The organism is Pseudoalteromonas obscura (assembly GCF_030135505.1).
GTDB lineage: Bacteria > Pseudomonadota > Gammaproteobacteria > Enterobacterales > Alteromonadaceae > Pseudoalteromonas > Pseudoalteromonas obscura.
This window is the reverse complement of sequence record NZ_JASJUT010000014.1, coordinates 103,039-120,523: the sequence shown is the minus strand read 5'-3', so window position 1 is coordinate 120,523 and position 17,485 is coordinate 103,039. Positions and strand designations below refer to the sequence as shown.

Sequence of the window (17,485 nt, the reverse complement as noted above, 5' to 3'; positions counted from 1 at the left end):
TCAAAACAACTTGAATAATGTTACATTGTTAACATTCTGCTCACTACAATTAAAAGGATAAATTGTATGAAACGTGTAGATGTTTTGCTTGGTCTATCTTTGAGTATACTCATTGTTTCTAATGCTTTTGCCTCAGTAGAATCAACACCTCTCTACAATAAGCAGTATCTATGGCATGAGATCGAGCGCGCCGTCGCAATAAAGCCACAATCCGAAGTTACGGCTAATAGATCTAACCTAGGTGACAACATCCAATATCGGTTGACGAAATCAGTTGGGACGACTTCAGTTTACCAACACTATCAAGCTTTTTATGGGGCATTTCCTATCTTAGACAGTAACTTGGTTATTGCGCGCAATGCAGATGGGTCAATCCGTCAAACAATGGGGAAATGGATAAAAGGCGTGGTTGCGAAGCTCCCAACTGAGTATCACAGCATGACAACCTCGGCTTTGCAGCAAGTGGTGCAGCAAATGGAGATTGTCCGAAATGCGCAAAGAGTTGAGACGCAAAAAGCGTACGTATTGCAAGATAAACAGCTGTTACCTGTGATTCAAATAGAAGCTTGGTTTAAAGACCGTCATGAGACGCTAATACTGAGTGCAATTGATCTCAAAGTGATTTCTCAATATGACAATACGCAATATGCTTTCACTTCGAGCCCTTTATCTAACAGCGGCTATCAAGTTGGCGGTGGCATAGGGGGAAGCTTCAAATTAGGAGCGGTGTGTTATTCGCCTAGCCCCAATAGTATGCAAAATTGTACGCGTTACCAATTTGACGATACGTCGCCGGTAGGTAAAGAGTTATTGTTTGAGGATTTAGATGCCGATGCCATTTTTGCAGAGTTTAATGGCTACCCCTATGTAATTAAAAAATCTCAACAACGCTGTATTCTTGAAAACCCTTATGTTACGACCTTTGATGCAAAAATCTCAGAAACTGAGCCTGTTTCATATCTATGCCAGAACAATAATGAAAACTACGATAAAGCTGAAATAGACTCTACCTACGGCACTTACTATAGCTACAGTGCAGCCAACGAAGCACATTTTAATGCGGGGTTGGTGATGCAGTTTTTCCATAAAAACCTGAGAAAGATTTTTCCCGCACAAGTGCAAGACTGCTCGGATACGGGCTACTGCATTAAACCGTTATTACAGAAAGTAAACAAACATACCATCTTAGGATCCAACTACGCATCGTGGGATGGCACTTATGCCAATTATGGTCCAGGTAACGGGGGCTATGAGTTTTATTCATTGACTGGACTAGGAATAGTTGCCCACGAGGCGGCGCACGCTATTACACAATGGAACTCATCATTGGGCAATGGCGATATCGACCGCGCAATTAATGAAGGTATGTCGGACATCGCGGCCATTGCTGCGCTCGATTATTATCAGCATGCATCGAGCGGTTCATATACGCAATCTCAACCATTTTTGGATTTATTTTTTGAACAACCCGGACAATATACTAACAATCGCAAGTGGTGGTATGGCTGGGATGTTATGGCCGCTGATCTACCTGCACGATATTTTGAATTACCGTCTTGGGATGGCAGGAGTATTGATCACTGGAAAGACTTTACCAGTACTAAAACGGGGCATGACAATGGGGGGGTCTTAAGAAAAGCATTCTACGAGCTTGTTAAAACCCATGGGTGGAGTATCCAAGATGCTTATAGCCTGTTCTTGCGGGCGAACGCGGCGCAATGCTTGTTTTCAGGTATATCAATCAATGAGTTTGGCTACTGCCTGTTAGACCAGACTGAGCACATGACCGTTGCAGATAAACCTGCTTCAGCCATCGCTGCAAACGTTTCAGACAGTTTAGCTGGGGTTGGGATTTCAACCGGAATTGGCTTATCAACGTTAGATGCCGATACTTGGTTAAACTACAATACCGTGAACTATGACTTAAGCCGACTAGATAGTAATACGATCTCGCAAATCGATATCTTTTGGGGTGATGGCCAAGTTGAAAAGTGGCGCCGCAGTGACAATACGGCAATCTACCCATTTTTAAAGCGGAAAAAAGTGGTCACTGAAGATAAATTAATGCGCTTTTCTATTGATGTTACGACTATAGATGGCACATCGCGCAGCGCTTTTAATCACTTTTTTAGCCGTAAAGCACAATCTTGCGCACCGTACACGAACAGCGACCTTCTGCACAGCACGTCACTCTCTTTTGGTGGTCATCAAATAAATGATTTACCTGCGGGATATACAGCACAATTAGCAGCACCGCGTGCGCTGGCAAAAAATCGTGACTACGTACTTAACTTTTCACAGGATTTAACAGGTAAGCTGGTATCCGTATTCTTCGACTATAACAAGAATGGTTTGATTGAGAGTGAAGAAGAGGTCCTGCGCAACCAGAAAATTACCGGTGACTCTGTTTCATTCAAAGTTAGCCAAAAAGCCACATCAGGCATGGGGGTGTTACGTATCGCCATAACGACCAATGAATTTGACTACTATATTTGGGATGGTTGTGGTGTAGTTGATAATGGTCAAGTGTTGGATGTGATGTTAGATATTGATTCTAAAAACTTGCCAATTATTTCAGACTTTGAAATTCAACCTCTTGATAATAATCGCGTAAAATTTATCAATACCTCGCAGCTCAATGTCGATAAGTCAGCTCAGTATCTGTGGCGTTTCGGTTTTGATAATAAAACCAGCACGGAAAAAGACCCGAGTATTGTGAGCTATCCTTCAGCAGGTGGCACATTTAATGTGTCGCTAGAAGTACGGTATGCGGACAACAGTGAGTCGGATACCAAGTTTGACCAAATTACCTTGTCCAAAGTGGATGAGTGTCCAGCAAAAATCAGTAACAGTGCCAATGCTGGGGTATTTTTTATCGATGAAATTAAGTTGTTCAGATACTCTACTGAACTGGCGACATTGACCAACGCACAAGGGCATAACCCTCAAGGCTATAGCAAATTTATTGCGTCAAACTTTGAAGCGGAGCAACGGTCCAATTTAAGTGTAGAAATTGCCACTAACCTGATCCCCCGTTCAACAGCAGAGCGGCTACTTGAGAACGCTAACCGAGGTGTGAGGTTCACAATTTGGTTGGATAAAGATAGTGATGGCAAGTTTGTGGAGTCGGAGTCGAGCTTTGACAATGATCCAAACTATAGCTATTGGCTAGACAACAGTGAGTGTCGCTCTATTTCAGGTAGTGAGTATTGTCGGATCAAAGCCACCAAGTCCATTTCATTACCACGCGTATCTTGGCTCGAATGGTCAAAAGACTTTTATATACGTGCAAAACTAGAAGAGTACCCCGCGGAAAATACTTATAAAAAGGACTCATGTAGTTTGTTCGATTACGGCGAAATACATGATTTTCGTATCAAAGTTAAATACTAATCAATAAATAACCGCTCGCAGTCATGTAGGCAAAGGTTCCTTTGCCTACGAGCTACCTTGTATCACTAATCTAAAAGGAAACTTTATGAAACTTGTTAGCCTAGCAGTGATTGCTGCTTTGGGAGGAGCTTCGTTTGTCGCTGTAGCGAACCCCATCTCCGTCGAAAACCTAAATCTGCAGACAATTGTGCAACCGGATGCGTCGCTCAGTACGTATGAGCAGGTATCTCAGCGTTTGGCGCAACATGGCATCAATGAAAAAAACCGTCCGCATTTATTTCATGTGTTAAAGACCACGGACATAAACCAAGCGAGTCAATCAGAGATGGGCATTGCCAGCGTATCCGGCTTGGCAAATCCGGCAAACACGGAATGCGATAACGAGAAAGTCTGCTCTTTTTTTACTGACATGGGTTTTAGAACAGCCACTGATTCCAACGGCAATGACTACGTTATTATCTCTGCGATAAACAGTGAAACAGCCCCGACGACATATACGTTTTTAGACTTGTCGCTGGTTAATGAACATGGCGAGCCTATTACGATCCCGCGTTTTATTGAGTATTGGGGTGAAGGTGTCACTAAGAAGCGTATGGATATTACTTCTGTTGGTAGACTTAGAGATATTTTACCGAAGTTGATGGCCGCGGAACAAATCTTTGCCAATGCTTGGGTTACCGTTACGTATATCAATGCTAGCGGCGTTGAAGTGGCGGAAACGAAGCAGATGTCGATGGAGTATTCAAAAGATACATTGCTAGCAGATCTTGGCTACGTAAGAAACACTGCTGAAGGACAAGGCTTGGAAGTATTCGACCCAACGGCAGAGATGACAATCCAGCCTGCAAGCAGCTACACACAGATTGGTGCAAGCTTACTTGAGAAAGGGGTGACAGCGCCAGTTGACAGAAAAGAAATTGACAATGCTGACCCAACTAATAATCGCATCAAAGTTTGTTTAAACCGCCGTTACGATGACTGTGATATTGACGCATATTACGATCCCGGTACACCTAACGACCAAATTAAAGCAGTTGTACCATTTACTGGATATAGAGATGTCATGGGCCGTGTTACTAAGATCTATCGCCCTGATTGGTCGACAAAAAATGTCACCTTTGACGACAATGGCAACCCAACTTATACCATTGATCCAAAAGGTGAAAGGCCGGTAGAACTGTACCATGGTACTGAGATCTTTATCCAAACTAAAGAGCTTGGCGGTGCAACTGCACTCGGCGGTGGATATCAGGGCTCAAACCATTTGTTTTCTGATCATATTAACCTGAAATATTTTACCAAAAAAGTTGGTTCGATGACTTTTGATATGACGCGTATTTCGTGGAATATTCCTAGATCGAAAGGGATCTTTGGTGATGCGCGACTATATGGCCGTTATGAAGATGCACACTGGATCATGAACCTGTCAATTGAAAGTGAGGAGACAAGAGGGCCGCGCAAAATGACCAGAAGATATTCGTACGTTGTTGGTAGTGCGGATATGCCTGATGATCAGTCTTGGAAAGATATTGAGCATCCTCCGCTGCAAATGGTATTTAGCTGTTTGGCAAAAGGAACAATGATTAAGCTTGCCAACGGCAAAGAGCTAGCCATTGAGCAGTTGAGTGTTGGTGAAACAGTTTTAGGTGCTAGCCAGTTTGCGCCAAATGTTCATATACCGCTTGAAATTAAGGATATTTCCATCGGCTCTGAAAGTCAGCCAATGATCAAGCTAACGACTGAGTCTGGCAAAGAGTTATTACTCACTGAATCTCACCCAGTAGTTACACAGTCGGGTGTATCTTCATGGGCCAATAAAGTTCAAGTTGGTGATCGTATCCGCACGGCGTCAGGGCTGGAGTTGATCACTCAGGTTAAAGAACAGAAATACAATGAGCATGTATATAACTTGAAACTAGCCAGAACCGCAGATGACCCAAATCACAGTCCAGGTGAAACATTCTCAATGTTTGCAAATGGCCTACAGGTAGGTGATTTAGCAATGCAAACCGACAATGAATTTGAAGAGCTTGTTGAAACAGAGCAAGACGTCCTCAAGCGCATTCCTGAAGCATGGCACAAAGACTACCTTAATAGCCTCAACAAGTAGGACACAAACTAGCAGAGGCCTTATTCAGGCCTCTTCACGGAGTGAAAACAAATGAAAAAATACAATTTCATTAGCCTTGCGCTGGCTTTGTCAGCAGTTCCAGCCACTGCTCAAATATCTGAAACCCCAAAGACTTTAAGTGAATTGAAGGCGTTGTCTGGCGAGGCAAAGAGCATAGATCTAGTACCGCTCGGAACGGCATATCAAAGTAAAGGGGATGTTTTATTAGGCCTTCAGTCAGTTCAAGGAGTCGCAGTTGAACACCTTGGAAATACCAATATTGACTTTAGAGTCGGTGTTGATCTGAGTTATGAACAGGCACTTAAACTGATCGATGGTAAAGTGGATGCGGGCTTTAAGTTCCCCGCTGTACGCGTTGACGCTGGGGCAAATTACGCAAAAGATATCAGTGCTGATAGATATACGGGCACTTACAGTGTCTATTCATCCGTAAAGCCTAAGTCTCGTATTTTGATGCCGACCGGCGATGCTGGCTATCAACCGACGCAAGCAGCCAAAGAGTTAGCTCAGGCTTATCCTGGAAACAAAGCGGCCAACTTGGGTGATGGTTTTGTGCAAGGTTTTGCATATGGGTCAAATGTTGTTATCAACATGAAGATAGAATATCGCAATGAGCAAGATAAGCGAAAGATTGGCGGTTATCTGAGTGTTGATTGGATCGGCAAAGTTAAGGTAGATGGACAGCTACAAAAAATTGATGAAGAAAAACGTCAATCGGTCAAAATCTCTATCAGTGGCTACCAAAGTGGTGGAGATCCTAACCGATTACTCAATATCATTCCAAATGGCATCATGCGCTGTACGCTGCTCAACCCTGAACCGTGTTTCAACCTATTTGAAGCGGCGGTCAACTACTTAAAAACTGACTACATTAATCAGTTTGACTCTTTAGATGATTACAACATCACTGAAAGCTATATCACTAAGTACTTAGATTCTGGTGCTGCGCTGCAGCAGTTGATCCCCGACGCGGGCTATACGCCAGTAAACTACCTAACGAAGTTGGTGATAAAAGAATTGACAGCACGTTGGATAGAAGAGCGCCTGACCTATCGCAGAGCGAAAAATCTACAGCGTTATTACGCTGCCCAATTCTCGCCAGAACAATTAAATCAACTCCAGCAAATCGAGAGCTCAAGCCGTGCAAACGCAAACTTGTTTGCAGATATGGTTGATTATTGCGAGCGCAATCCCGAGGGCAATTATTGCATCGACTATGAGTCAGGCAATCTCGCTTACTATAGAGATTATAGTGCGATCAGCGATGTATTAAAGTAAGGACACCATTATGAAAAAGCTAACTAAGAGCAATTATGTTTCTTCAATTGCGCTTGCTTCATCGTTGCTCGCAGCAAGTGTACAAGCGCAAACTCCTGCGGACGAACTCATTGAAAATGCCAAGTACAGTGAGTTGGGCGATATGCTCACAACCTCGGAGGCCCAAGGCCGGTTTGCTTGGATGAAAAAGTGCTATGACGGTCTGTTGGTTGAAATGTGGGAACAAATGTTTGATACCAGAGAGATCATTCCTAAAGAACAAAAGCTTCAACAGCTGCAACAGCTATGGCTATCTCAAACCAAGGTTGCCGCGGGCCAAGCGCAGTATGTGACCTTTGCCAACGAAGACTTTACTAACCCCTATGAGTGGACGGCAGGAACCAGCGAAAACCAAGCATGCACACTGATGCCGCCAGAGTATCAGGCGGTGGCTTTAAAAACAGCGGTTTTAAAACACAAATACTGCGCAAATACCAGCTTTGGTAGTGAGTGGGAGTGGATTGAAGGTGTCAAAATTGAAGAGTTTGAGCATATGTCAGGCTCTCACGAGCACACTGTGGTATCAGGAAAAGTCGTGACATTGCCTGCAAACCGGGCGGTAAAAGTAACCGTCATACCTGGCAATGTCATTCCTGAGTACCCTTCTTATGTTGCAGTTAGGCTTTGGGCTGATTGGAACCACAATGGTGAATTCGACAACAATGAATTAATGCATTCATCTGCGTCTGATGGGGTATTCCAGTTTGTGTTTAATGTGCCAAAGGATGTCCCAGAGGGCGTGACCTTGATGCGGGTCGCATTAGATGCTGGTGGTGGTTCCGATAATGCTTGTCGACGTATTCAGTATGGCGAAGTTGAAGACTACCTGATCACAGTTCGTTAAGGAAAGATGATATGAAACCTATTTATTTATCAGTTGTTGCGTTGGCACTAACTGGACAAAGTTTGGCAGCGCAAAGTGAAGCAACCGACGTTTCAAACTCAAATCTGTCAGGGTCGGTTATCTCGGGATTGATAAACGACCATGTTGCTATTGGCACTGCATATGATAGCCAAAAAAAGCGCTTTTTAAATGTGCAGCCTGTAGCAGGTGTAATTGATGAAACGTTTGGTAATACAGAGCTAAAATTTAAAACTGGCATTGATATGAGCTATGACGACATGCTCAATACCTTAAATGGCAGTGTTGATGTTGATGTGAATTTTCCAGTAGTACGTGTGTCTGCAGGCGCTTCTTTGGCAAAAGAAATGGCCTCTAGTACTTATTCGAGCTCCTATACATTCAGTGCCGCAAGCACGCCCAAAAAGCGTCTATTTTTGCCAAAAAGCCAAAACCAAGGCTATGTTCTATCACAAGTGGGCCAAGATATTGCCAATAACCATCAAACTAAATTACAAACTTTGGTGGGTGATGAGTTTGTAACGGGTGTTGAATACGGCGCAAACGTTCTCGTAAACCTCAAGATTGATTATGGCAGTAACAAGGACAAATCAGATATTGGCGGTTATTTAGATGTCGATTTATACGGTGGTGTGTTCAACGTGGGTGGGCAGCTTAGATACTTAAAGGACGAAACCAAATCTTCGGTAAAAATAACGGTTCGTGCAGTACAACAAGGTGGTGATCCTAAACAGCTACTGAGCATTATTCCAAATAATATCATTACCTGCTCACTGGACAACCCTAAACCGTGTTTTGATATGTTCTATGAAGCGGTCAAGTACGCGAAAACCGGATTTAATTCGCAGTTAAATAGTTTAAGTGACTACAATGTTGTTCGTTACTATACGACACGTTACGAAAACTCTTCGCTGGCGTTACGCAGTTTAGTTCCTGAGTATCAAATTGTACGCAATGCAACCAAATGGTTGATCAGTGAGCTTGAAGATGACTTTAAGCAAGCCATTCTCGATGAGCAGCGTGCTGACAAGTTGCTCAACAGCTATTATGCATATCTTCCTGAGCAGCAGCGAATTGCAGTCGAGCGGATCAAAAACCTTGCCTATGACAATGCATGGTTCTTCTTTAATGCGGCACAGTTCTGTCGTGATAACCCATTTGGTTATGCGTGTGAAAACAAAGTACAAGAGATGAAAAGTGCGTGTGTTGAGCGCGGTAAAGCGTGCCCGGCTAGTTATAACGTCACGGATCTTCAGCTGCCTAGCACTGATAAACAAGACTGGAAGCAGTGTGAGTTAGCTAGACAAGAAGCTGTCAGAGCGGGAGTGGTCACAGAAGAGGAAAGTGCGCGATTCCGTAACTTAAGATGGGCACCAACTTTTATTGATGTTACAGCGCCTGCGCGTGGCATTTTAAATTGGCGTTTATGTGAAGGCGCATTGAGCACCTATGGCAACGCCTTTGCTCAATAACCTGAGTTTGGCCGCATAGTACTATCAGGTCGATGCGGCCTATTTCAAGGAGCGGATATGAAAATTTACTTGGCAGCCTTTGCCACGTTGTTGTCTTGTGTTGCTCATGGCAAGGTGTATTACAGTGAAAAAGCAAAAACAGCGGACTTAGGAAAGGCCTTTAATTTAAATACACACACAATTGAACAACCTTGTTTGCAAGGAGATGTTCAATATCATTCCAGCCTCTCAGGCAGTCTAAATTACTTTCAAAGAGTGGATGAAACTTTAATTCGTCGCCGTACATTTGGTGAAGTGCACGGTGGAATAAACTTATTCATTGTTGCCGGTAGTGTATCGACATCCATGACACACCGTAATGCGACGGATAGTTTGTCTTTGACTTCACAGCTGCATTTGAAATTTAACGAAGGATACAGCACGCTCGAAGAGCGAGCGCTGATCGATGGCGTGGATATTGGCAGCTGCGGGCACAGTTTTATTTATCAAGTGAATTATGGTCGAGATTTATTCGTAAATACTCGCCTGCACTTTAAAACCGTAGAAGATTACAAACGCTTTGTGATCAAGATAAAAATTCGTTTGCTGTTTTTCAAAAAAACCATCACTAAGGTAAAAGAAATCGAAAAGTATGCCGAGAATGCAGTATTCAGTGTTGATGTTAACTCTAATGGACCGTTACCTGAAAAGCTACAAAAGCAGTTAAATGAACGTCCAACCTACTGCCGGGGGAGCAACATAGGTCCTTGCCTAGAAACTCTACATGAATTGGTTGCGTATAGTTTTGATAGTAATGGGTTGGTGAAAGATTTGGCTGCACTGGATAAAGTACCTCGCAGTTTTGTCGTGAAAGGCTTTCGAGATTCTGGTCATTACGGCGCGCAGGATTGGGTAGCGTCACAGAGTAGTGGATATGACACCATTTGGCGCAGCGCTGACAGTCACTATGGTCAGGCAGTGCGTGACTTGGAACGCACTAAGGCATTTTTACAAGTAGCAACGGAATCTGAATATGAACTGGCAAAGCTTCGTTATGAACAGGCGCAGGCAAAGCTTGCTGATGCCGAGTTACTTAAATCTCGCTGTTTTTCGAAACCTTGGTTAGTAGAATGCAGCAGCCTTTAAACGTAGCACTTTAAGATTGGCCTTAAGGCTGATCTTTGTGTCTCTTCAATTAGGCTGGATAACATGCTGAGGATTACCGAAGGGACGTCTTTTTCTATATACGTACTAACTTTTGGAGTGTTAAGACAAAAAAATGATTATAAAGGATATTTTAGTTACTTATGTGCTTTTCTCGTAATGTTTTGTTAACTTTTGCGTAGGAGCTAAGATACACTCAACTTATCAACTGCACCGCTAAAAATACATATATCAAGGAACTGATATGAAAAAGCTATTACCTATTTTACTGTTCATGTTCGCCTCCTATTTAAGTGCTGCACAGCTTGATTACTTTTGGGACTTTGGTGATGGTACGATCTCCTATCTTGCAGAACCGGAACACCAGTATAACGCTGCTGGAATTTATACCGTTAAGAGAGAAGTCTATCAAAATGGCATTTTGGTGATGGAAAGCGAGCAAATTGTCGATCTGGTAACGCCGAAGATAGTAGCGCTGGAAATTGCTTTGCCATCGCAAATAATTGCCAAACAAGGCACCGAGATATCCGCACTGTTAACAACCAGCGAGCCTATAGAGATGCTCAAATATCAATGGTTTTTAGATGAGGAATCACTCGGTGATGCCGTACAAGAAGCTGTCCTAGAACATGTATTTGAGAGATCAGGTAAGCATATGTTGAAGCTCCATGCACTTTGGGGCGCGACTATTGTAAAGTCGACAGAGATTGAGCTAGAGGTAGTTCAAGAAAGCGACAACATAGATCCGGGCGATGGTACTGACCCAGATGATGGAAATAAAGGGACAGATCCTGATGATGGTAACAACGTCACACCACCAGATAATGGCAATAAAGCACCTGACAATAGTGACAAGACACCAAACCATGGGGAAGGAGACAGTGGTGGAGGCGGGAGTTTAGGTATTGTGAGCTTATTTGGGCTGCTGTGTTTAATCAGTCGAAGACGTAAGTAAAAACAAAAAAACCGCCCTAACTGGCGGTTTTTTTACGTACAAAATTTAATTCAGATGTGACGTGATTTTGTAGTAAAGCACAGGTCCAAAAGGTCATTACCTGCATTATTTAATCATTTTTGCGGTTTTATTGGGTGATTTTGTTTTTTGTTTTAGGTGTTTTACTTGGTTTGTTGAAATTTTTATGCTTGATCTGAGCTTTTTAGGCATGTTAAAACATATTTAATACATCAACAGGTACGATTGCTCTAAATGAAAAACATCATGTTACTGACAACTTTGCTTAACCTCTTACTGATTATTGTAGGTAAGGGCGGGGCTTAGTTGCGTGTTTTGAGCAACCAAATAGCAAACCCCGCCAACGAGCGGGGTTTTTTATTTTGCGCAAGCGAGGAAATAGGAATGCAGGACAAGGTTTGGATTTTTGATACAACGTTAAGAGATGGAGAGCAAGCTCTAAAAGCAAGCTTGACCGAAGAAGATAAGATTCAGCTGGCACACACCATAAGTCGACTTAACGTTGATGTGATGGAAGTGGGGTTTCCCGTGTCGAGTCCTGCTGATTTCAGAGCGGTACAACGCATTGCTCAAGAGGTAAAGGGACCCATTATTTGTGGTTTAGCCCGTGCTATGCCAAAAGACATTGAGGCCTGTGGACTCGCATTAAAAGGGGCTGAACGAGGGCGTATTCATACGTTTATTGCCACCAGCCCTTTGCATTTAGAGCACAAGTTACGTAAGTCCCTTGACGATGTTATCGAAATGGCTGAGCGCTCTATAAAACAAGCATTGCAGTACACCGATGATGTTGAATTTTCTTGTGAAGATGCTGGCCGTACGCCATACGCTGATCTATGCAAAGTTGTAGAGCGTGCAATTTCAGCTGGGGCGACAACAATAAATATCCCAGACACCGTTGGTTATACGACGCCAGATGAGTACGCGGCTATTATTCATCACTTGCGCAACACAGTACCAAACATTGATAAAGCAAGGTTGAGTGTGCACTGTCATAACGACCTTGGTTTAGCGGTTTCTAACTCTATCGCCGCTGTGCAGGCGGGGGCAAGACAGATCGAGTGTACAATCAATGGCATTGGAGAGCGCGCGGGAAATTGCTCATTGGAAGAAGTCGCCATGATCATGAAAATGCGTGAGGATCATCTAAAAGTACATACCGATATTCGCACTGAAGAAATTTATCGCGCCTCACGCCAAGTGGCAACAATTTGCAATATGCCAGTGCAACCAAATAAAGCCATTGTTGGTGAAAATGCGTTTGCACATAGCTCTGGTATTCACCAAGACGGTGTTTTAAAAGCGCAAAATACCTATGAAATTATGGCGCCTGAAATGGTTGGCGTGCCTAACAATCAATTGAATATGACGTCACGTTCTGGCCGTCATGTGATTGAACATCGTTTATCAGAGCTTGGTTATCAAGCTGAAGATTATGATATGGACCAGTTGTACAGCAGCTTTTTAGAGCTTGCAGACCAAAAAGGCACAGTCTACGACTATGACCTAGAAGCCATGATCTACTTTAATCAAATTGCGGAACCAGATGAGTTCTATCAATTGCAGTTTGTCAATGCATCATCAAACTCTCAGTCAATTGCCAGTGCAACTGTGGGCATGAGCTTAGGTGGTGACTTAGTGCAAGAAGCGGCAACCGGTAATGGTCCCGTTGAGGCTGCGTTTTTGGCAATAGAGCGTATCACAGGTCAAGCAGTCGAAATGATTGAATACAACTTGGAAGCCACAGGTCAAGGTGCAAGTTCGCTTGGTCAAGTAAATATTATCGCGAAATGTGACGGTCGCCAGTATCACGGTGCAGGCCTAGCGGCGGATGTTGTCGAAGCATCAGCTCGAGCAATGATCCGCGTTTACAATTTAATTGATAGGGCACGAAAGGTGTCTGATCTTAAACAACAAAGGAAAGCAGGATGAATCAAAAAAGTTATCAAGTTGCTGTATTGGCAGGAGATGGCATTGGTCCAGAAGTGATGGCGGCTGCGCAGCGCGTGCTTGAGCGCGTCAGTGAAGAATTTGCATTTAATTTAGACTTGGTTCATCAGGCAATTGGTGGTGCGGCCATCGACGAATTTGGACAGGCTCTGCCAGCGCATACACTGGCGGCATGCGAGCAGGCGGACGCTATTTTATTTGGCTCAGTTGGTGGCCCAAAATGGGCAGATCTGCCACCAGAGCAGCAACCTGAGCGTGCATCTTTGTTGCCATTGAGAAAGCACTTTGGTCTATTTTGCAACCTTAGACCTGCCCAGCTGCTACCTGCATTGAGTGCGTCTTCTCCGCTGCGTGCAGATATCAGCGCACAGGGTTTTGACATTTTATGTGTACGCGAGCTAACTGGCGGCATCTATTTTGGTGAAAAAGGTCGAGATGGCAGCGGTGAAAATGAATTTGCCTTCGACACGCAAAAATACAGTCGCAAAGAGATTGAGCGGATCGCTCGCTTTGCTTTTGATGCTGCGCGGTTGCGCAACAATCACGTCACATCGGTTGACAAGTCAAATGTACTGGCATCGAGTGTACTTTGGCGTGAGGTAGTAATAGAAGTCAGCCAAGACTATCCAGATGTAACTCTGGAACACATTTATATTGATAACGCGGCAATGCAATTAGTGAAACAGCCAAGTCAATTTGATGTGCTACTTTGCGACAACTTATTTGGAGATATTTTGTCTGATGAGTGCGCCATGATCACAGGTTCCATGGGTCTTTTACCTTCGGCAAGCCTCAACCAATCGGGGTTCGGTTTATATGAGCCTGCTGGTGGTTCTGCCCCGGATATTGCAGGTAAAGGCATTGCTAACCCAATTGCACAAATCCTCAGCGCAGCATTGATGTTGCGCTATTCCCTAGGTGAGGATGAAGCCGCTCGACGCATCGAAAAAGCGGTGGCTGAAGCTGTTGCACAGGGGATTGGGACACCAGATATATACCCGCAAGCAGCTTATACCACGTTAGATGTGGCTCAGGCGATCGTAGATCGCATTTAATAGTTCGTGTTTAAAGGAAGGATGTAGCAAGTGGCACAGACTTTATACGATAAAATTTGGCAATCTCACGTGGTTGCCCAAATCAATGAACAAACAGACTTACTATATATCGACAGACACTTGGTGCATGAGGTCACATCACCGCAAGCGTTTGCTGGGTTGCGAGAGAAAAACCGTCAAGTGCGCTGTCCAGAAAAAACCTTTGCAACCATGGACCACAATGTGTCTACCAAAAGCCGTTCTATTGATGCGGCCAGCGAAGTGAGTAAAAACCAGCTTCAGGCACTGGCAAATAACTGTGCTGAGTTTGGTGTTCAACTCTATGATCTCGATTCTATCAATCAAGGTATTGTCCATGTAATGGGCCCTGAGCAAGGGATCACTTTACCTGGTACTACGATAGTATGTGGTGATAGTCATACCTCCACCCATGGCGCTTTTGGGGCATTAGCACATGGCATTGGTACATCTGAAGTGGAGCATGTATTGGCGACTCAGACGCTGCAACAGAAAAAAGCTAAGTCGCTTAAAATTCAAATTAATGGTCAGCTTCGTCCAACGGTTACGGCGAAAGATTTGATTATGGCAGTGATTGGTGAGCTCGGTACAGCAGGTGGTACAGGCTATGTTGCTGAGTTTTGCGGTACTGCCATTGAAGCGCTGTCCATGGAATCACGCATGACGCTGTGTAACATGAGTATCGAGATGGGTGCCAAAGCGGGCTTGATTGCGCCGGATGAGATTACCTACGCCTATCTTGAAGGCAGGCCTTTTGCGCCGAAAGGAGAAGATTTCGAGCAGGCCGTCGTTTATTGGAAAACATTACACTCGGATGACGGTGCGTCGTTTGACCGTGTAGTCGAAATGGATGCTGAAGACATTCAGCCGCAGGTCACATGGGGAACAAGCCCTGAGCAAGTCATCGGTATTGATGAACCGATCCCAAACCCTGATGAAGAACAGGACCTAATTAAAGCTGATTCAATGCGTTCTGCATTGAAATATATGGGACTTGAAGCGGGACAGCGTTTGTCTGATGCCAAGGTAGATACGGTATTTATCGGTTCGTGTACGAATAGTCGTATTGAAGATTTACGCGCAGCGGCAAAAATTGTTGAGGGTAAAAAAGTAGCACAAGGCGTTGAAGCGCTTATCGTACCAGGGTCTGGATTAGTGAAGCAGCAGGCGGAACAAGAAGGTCTAGCGGAGATTTTTGTCGCCGCAGGATTTGAATGGCGCGAGCCTGGCTGTTCTATGTGCCTTGCCATGAATGATGATAGATTAGGGGCAGGCAAGCGCTGTGCATCTACATCGAACCGCAATTTTGAAGGGCGCCAAGGTCGCGGTGGGCGCACCCATTTAGTTAGTCCAGCGATGGCCGCAGCGGCCGCGATTGCAGGTCGATTTACCGATATCCGAGGAGCGCAGGCATGAGTGTATACCACAGCGGATTAATGGCACCACTAGATAAAAACAATGTGGATACAGATCAAATCATCCCAAAGCAGTTTTTAACGTCGACTAGTCGAGATGGTTTTGATAAAGCGTTATTTTATGACTGGCGATACCTAGACAGTGGGGAACCTGATCCGAGTTTTGTCTTGAACTACGCACAGTATCAAGGTGCAACCGTCTTACTAACACGCGATAATTTTGGTTGTGGTTCATCGCGAGAGCATGCGCCGTGGGCATTGAAGCAATATGGTTTTAGCGTGATCTTAGCGGAGAGTTTTGCCGATATCTTTTTCAACAACTGCGGCAATAACCAGATGTTGTGCATTGCACTTGGCACCGACATACTCGATAGTTTATTTGCAGTATGTGAGCGCCAGCCACAAGTGAAGATTGAAATAGATTTGGCACAGCAGGTTATTCGCAGCGATTATTTTGCAGATATCACATTCGAAGTGCGCTCAGATATTAAAGCGAGATTGTTGAGTGGGTTAGATTTTATTGGGGAAACTGAGCAGCTTAATCGTCATATTGATGCGTTTGAGCAGCAACTTAATGCCAATCGACCCTGGCAATAAATTTTCTGTCCACGACGCCAACCGTCGCATTTTTTTGCCATTAAGCCAAAGGCATTCTAGCCTTTGGCTTTTCATATTCAGGAACACAATAATGAACAAGCTTTCTGCTTCTTTGCTGGTTGCCGCAACCATGTTTGCTAGTAGTGCAGCCGTTGCACGCCCTGCGCCTTTAGTATCTATCCCTACTCACGATGCTTTTTTTGACAAGATCAAAGCACATTGTGGAAAAGCATACGAAGGCAAAGTCACGCTTGATAACCAAGGCCCGAGTGCATTTAGTGAAGCGCGTTTGGTAATGCATGTGCGTCGTTGCAATGAGCGCGAGTTGCAAGTGCCATTTCATGTGGGTAAAGATGCGTCACGTACTTGGATCATTACGAAAACGGGAAGCGGTTTAAGCTTAAAGCACGACCACCGTCACAAAGACGGCAGTGATGATAAGTCGACAATGTACGGTGGTCACACGGTAGACGCTGGATTTAACAATGTGCAATCATTCCCTGCAGATCAGTACTCTAAAGAACTTTTTATTGCTCATCAGATACCTCAGTCCGCTGGCAATACGTGGCAAATGTTTATCTATGAAGATAAGTTCACATACCGTTTGGTACGTGAGGGTCGTGAATTTAGAGTTGACTTTGATCTAACTAAACCAGTCAAAGCACCAAAAGCGCCTTGGGGCTACCAAGATTAAGCTCCAAATAATGCCAGTATAAAGTTTACTTATACTGGCACGTTGCACGTTATTGCTGTTCTTTTACGCACTTTACTTCTACGCGGAGATCAGGCTGATAGGGGCGAGGAAAAGTCGGTAGACGATCAAAGCTTTGTACGCCTCCATGCAATAATAGCTGCGGTTTCACACCTTGGCAGAGGGACTGGCTGTGGCGTAATAAAAACACACTTTGTTGCAAAAAATGGGCGTAAGAATCTGCTTTTATCTGTAAATAATAATGGTCATCGCTATACTTTATTTGTTCGTAATGTACTTTATGATCAAAGTCATAGTATTTTTCTGTGACGCCTATTTTATTCGGTGTGAAGCTACATGCACTGAGCAGGACCAATGAGGCAATTGAAAGCATTCTCACTGTTTTTTTTCTCACTACTGAGGTTAGAAACGGCATAACTACATGAAACCAATTATCAGGTATTAATC

Annotated in this window: 13 protein-coding genes; 12 read left to right on the top strand and 1 reads right to left on the bottom strand. The window is 44.0% G+C overall.

Going from position 1 to position 17,485, the window contains the following annotated elements; genetic code table 11:
• Positions 1–66 precede the first annotated feature (66 nt).
• From QNM18_RS24160 to QNM18_RS24105, 12 genes are all read left to right on the top strand, one after another.
• On the top strand, positions 67–3,393 hold the full coding sequence (locus QNM18_RS24160; RefSeq protein ID WP_284138658.1) for a M4 family metallopeptidase: 3,327 nt from the start codon (positions 67–69) through the stop codon (positions 3,391–3,393).
• An 85-nt stretch (positions 3,394–3,478) separates the two neighbouring features.
• Positions 3,479–5,503, top strand: a complete 2,025-nt coding sequence (locus QNM18_RS24155; RefSeq protein ID WP_284138657.1) for a Hint domain-containing protein — start codon at positions 3,479–3,481, stop codon at positions 5,501–5,503.
• Between the two features lie 51 nt (positions 5,504–5,554).
• Complete coding sequence (locus tag QNM18_RS24150) at positions 5,555–6,802, top strand: hypothetical protein (protein WP_211012856.1); 1,248 nt, start codon at positions 5,555–5,557, stop codon at positions 6,800–6,802.
• A 10-nt stretch (positions 6,803–6,812) separates the two neighbouring features.
• Positions 6,813–7,685: a GEVED domain-containing protein gene (locus QNM18_RS24145; RefSeq protein ID WP_284138656.1), complete on the top strand. Its 873-nt coding sequence runs from the start codon at positions 6,813–6,815 to the stop codon at positions 7,683–7,685.
• Between the two features lie 11 nt (positions 7,686–7,696).
• Positions 7,697–9,175: an internalin gene (locus QNM18_RS24140; RefSeq protein WP_211012854.1), complete on the top strand. Its 1,479-nt coding sequence runs from the start codon at positions 7,697–7,699 to the stop codon at positions 9,173–9,175.
• Between the two features lie 57 nt (positions 9,176–9,232).
• Positions 9,233–10,300, top strand: a complete 1,068-nt coding sequence (locus QNM18_RS24135) for an efflux RND transporter periplasmic adaptor subunit (RefSeq protein WP_211012853.1) — start codon at positions 9,233–9,235, stop codon at positions 10,298–10,300.
• Between the two features lie 262 nt (positions 10,301–10,562).
• Complete coding sequence (locus QNM18_RS24130) at positions 10,563–11,273, top strand: PKD domain-containing protein (RefSeq protein ID WP_284138655.1); 711 nt, start codon at positions 10,563–10,565, stop codon at positions 11,271–11,273.
• A gap of 402 nt (positions 11,274–11,675) precedes the next feature.
• On the top strand, positions 11,676–13,223 hold the full coding sequence (gene leuA, locus QNM18_RS24125) for a 2-isopropylmalate synthase (RefSeq protein ID WP_211012851.1): 1,548 nt from the start codon (positions 11,676–11,678) through the stop codon (positions 13,221–13,223).
• Positions 13,220–14,296: a 3-isopropylmalate dehydrogenase gene (leuB, locus tag QNM18_RS24120; RefSeq protein WP_211012850.1), complete on the top strand. Its 1,077-nt coding sequence runs from the start codon at positions 13,220–13,222 to the stop codon at positions 14,294–14,296. The genes leuA and leuB overlap by 4 nt, the downstream gene beginning before the upstream one ends.
• A gap of 30 nt (positions 14,297–14,326) precedes the next feature.
• Positions 14,327–15,730, top strand: coding sequence for a 3-isopropylmalate dehydratase large subunit (gene leuC / locus QNM18_RS24115; protein ID WP_284138654.1), 1,404 nt, complete (start codon positions 14,327–14,329; stop codon positions 15,728–15,730).
• Positions 15,727–16,326: a 3-isopropylmalate dehydratase small subunit gene (leuD, locus tag QNM18_RS24110; protein WP_284138653.1), complete on the top strand. Its 600-nt coding sequence runs from the start codon at positions 15,727–15,729 to the stop codon at positions 16,324–16,326. The genes leuC and leuD overlap by 4 nt, the downstream gene beginning before the upstream one ends.
• Positions 16,327–16,417: 91 nt before the next feature.
• On the top strand, positions 16,418–17,020 hold the full coding sequence (locus QNM18_RS24105; protein WP_284138652.1) for a hypothetical protein: 603 nt from the start codon (positions 16,418–16,420) through the stop codon (positions 17,018–17,020).
• Positions 17,021–17,069: 49 nt separating this feature from the next.
• Here the strand turns inward: QNM18_RS24105 and QNM18_RS24100 are convergent, their stop codons facing one another.
• The gene (locus QNM18_RS24100) at positions 17,070–17,411 is read right to left on the bottom strand and encodes a hypothetical protein (protein WP_247687527.1); all 342 of its coding nucleotides are present in this window, start codon (positions 17,409–17,411) and stop codon (positions 17,070–17,072) included.
• Positions 17,412–17,485: the final 74 nt, after the last annotated feature.